The sequence below is a fragment of the Streptomyces sp. NPDC104307 genome, assembly GCF_055584045.1.
Genome location: NZ_JBVJMU010000041.1, coordinates 1 through 2,628, shown reverse-complemented (window position 1 = coordinate 2,628; position 2,628 = coordinate 1). Strand labels below are relative to the sequence as shown.

General features: G+C 67.9%; 1 protein-coding gene. It reads right to left on the bottom strand.

What is annotated here, in order from left to right:
* Nucleotides 1-2,628 (bottom strand): beta-ketoacyl synthase N-terminal-like domain-containing protein (locus tag ACZ601_RS39050; RefSeq protein ID WP_469546998.1); only part of this gene is annotated, 2,628 nt, incomplete at both ends.

The window sequence follows — 2,628 nt, the reverse complement described above, 5'->3', positions numbered from 1 at the left end:
CACCACAGCCCGATGCTCAAAAGCCGCACGCGAAGTCACCAAAGAACGCGCAACAGCACCAACAGCCAACTCCGGAACCGCCTCCACATGAGCCAGCAAACGCGCAGCCTGACCACGCAAAGCCGCCCCCGTACGACCCGACAACACCCACGGAACCGAAACCAAGTCGGAATCCACCAGGTCGTCGGACTCATCCATCACGGGGTGTGGATCAGCTGCGGGGGCCTGCTCCAGGATGATGTGTGCGTTGGTTCCGCTGATGCCGAAGGAGGAGACGGCCGCCCTGCGCGGACGCCCGGACTCCGGCCACACCTGCTCCTCGGCCAGCAGCGACACCGCACCGGCCGACCAGTCGACGTGCGAGGTCGGCTCGTCCACATGCAGGGTGCGCGGCAGTACGCCGTGGCGCATCGCCATCACCATCTTGATGACGCCGCCGACCCCGGCGGCGGCCTGGGCGTGGCCGATGTTGGACTTCAGCGAGCCGAGCCACAACGGCTGCTCAGCGGTGTGCTCCTGACCGTAGGTGGCGATCAGTGCCTGCGCCTCGATCGGGTCACCCAGCTTCGTACCCGTGCCGTGCGCCTCCACCGCATCCACATCCGCAGGCGTGAGACGGGCATCGGCCAGCGCCTGACGCACCACACTCTGCTGCGACGGACCGTTCGGCGCGGTCAGACCGTTGGAGGCGCCGTCCTGGTTGACAGCACTGCCCCGGATGACGGCCAGGATCTGGTGACCGTTGCGCCGGGCGTCCGACAACCGCTCCAGAACGACCAGACCCGCACCCTCCGCCCAGCCGGTTCCGTCGGCCGAGTCGGAGAACGCCTTGCACCGCCCGTCAGGAGCCAGCCCCTGCTGCCGCGAGAACTCCACGAACATGCCCGGCGTCGCCATCACCGCCGCCCCACCGGCCAACGCCAGCGAGCACTCACCCCCACGCAACGCCCGCGCCGCCAGGTGCAACGCCACCAACGACGACGAACAAGCCGTGTCCACCGTCACCGCCGGACCCTCCAGGCCCAACGTGTACGAGATCCGCCCCGAGGCCACACTCGACGACCCACCGGTCAGCAGATACCCCTCGAACCCCTCCGCCGGCTCATGCAACCGCGGACCGTAATCCTGCTGCATCACACCCGCGAACACACCCGTATCACTCCCCCGCAACGCCTGCGGATCAATACCCGCCCGCTCCAACGCCTCCCACGACGTCTCCAGCAGCAACCGCTGCTGCGGATCCATCGCCGCCGCCTCACGCGGACTGATCCCGAAAAACTCCGCATCGAACTCCGCCGCGTCGTACAGGAACCCACCATGACGGGCATACGTCTTCCCACTCACACCGCGCTCGGGATCATAAATCCCCTCCACATCCCAGCCACGGTCCTCAGGCAGCACACCAATCGCGTCGACACCACCCGACACCAACCCCCACAACTCCTCCGGCGAAGACACCCCACCCGGATACCGACAAGCCATACCAACCACAGCCAAAGCACCCTCATCACCGTCATCACCACCAACGAACGGCACACCGGGCATGGCGATGGTGTCGGCGGTGCCGAGCAGTTCCTGGGCCAGGTGCGCGGCCAGGGCGTCGGGGGTCGGGAAGTCGAAAAGGAGGGTGGCGGGGAGAGACAGCTCGGTCTCGGTAACGAGACGGCCGCGCAGTTCCACCGAGGTCAGGGAGTTGTAGCCCAGGTCCTTGAAGGGCAGTGCCGGGTCGATCTCGCCGGCGTGCTCGTACCCGAGGATGTCCATGGTGAGCCGGGCGACGAGACCGGTCAGCCGCTCGTGGCGCCCACGCTCGGAAAGCCCGGCGAGGCGTTCGGCCCACTCCGCACGCCGCCCGGCCGGCTCTTCCTCGTCCACGGATACGTCGACGGCTACGTCTGCGGCTTCGGGTGCGGCTTCGGAAAGGGCGGAAGCGCCCGTCTCTATCCAGTGGCGTTTGCGCTGGAAGGCGTAGGTGGGCAGCGGAACGCGGCGACCATCATGCAGGAATGAGGTGAAGTCGATCTCGGTGCCGGCGGTGTGGGCGGTGGCCAGGGCGCCCAGCACGGAACGCTCCTCGTCCCTGCCCCCACGCAGAACAGCGACCGCGGTGAGTTCCGGTGATGCCAGGGCTTCTTGGACCATGGCGGTCAGGACCGGGTCCGGTCCCAGTTCGAGGTAGGTGCTGACGCCTTGGGCGGCGAGGGTGGTCAGCCCGTCGTGGAAGCGGACGGTTCCACGGATGTGCCGGGCCCAGTAACCCGGATCCGCGAGCTCCTCGCCCGTCGCCACCCGACCGGTCACATTCGACACGACCGGAACCCTTGGCAGTCCGAAGGTCAGTGACGAAGCGACCGCGGTGAACTCCTCCAGCACCTCATCCATATGCGCGGAATGAAACGCATGACTGACCGCCAGCCGCTTCGACTTCCACCCACGGCCGGCAAACTCCCCAGCCAGCTCCTCGATCGCGTCCGCATCCCCGGACACCACCACAGCACCCGGTCCGTTGACCGCCGCGACATCCACCCGCCCGGCGAAGCCGGCCAGCAGCCCGAGAACATCCGCCTCGGTGGCACGGACCGCGAGCATCGCCCCGTCATCCCGCGCGGCCTCCATCAGCCGGCCCCG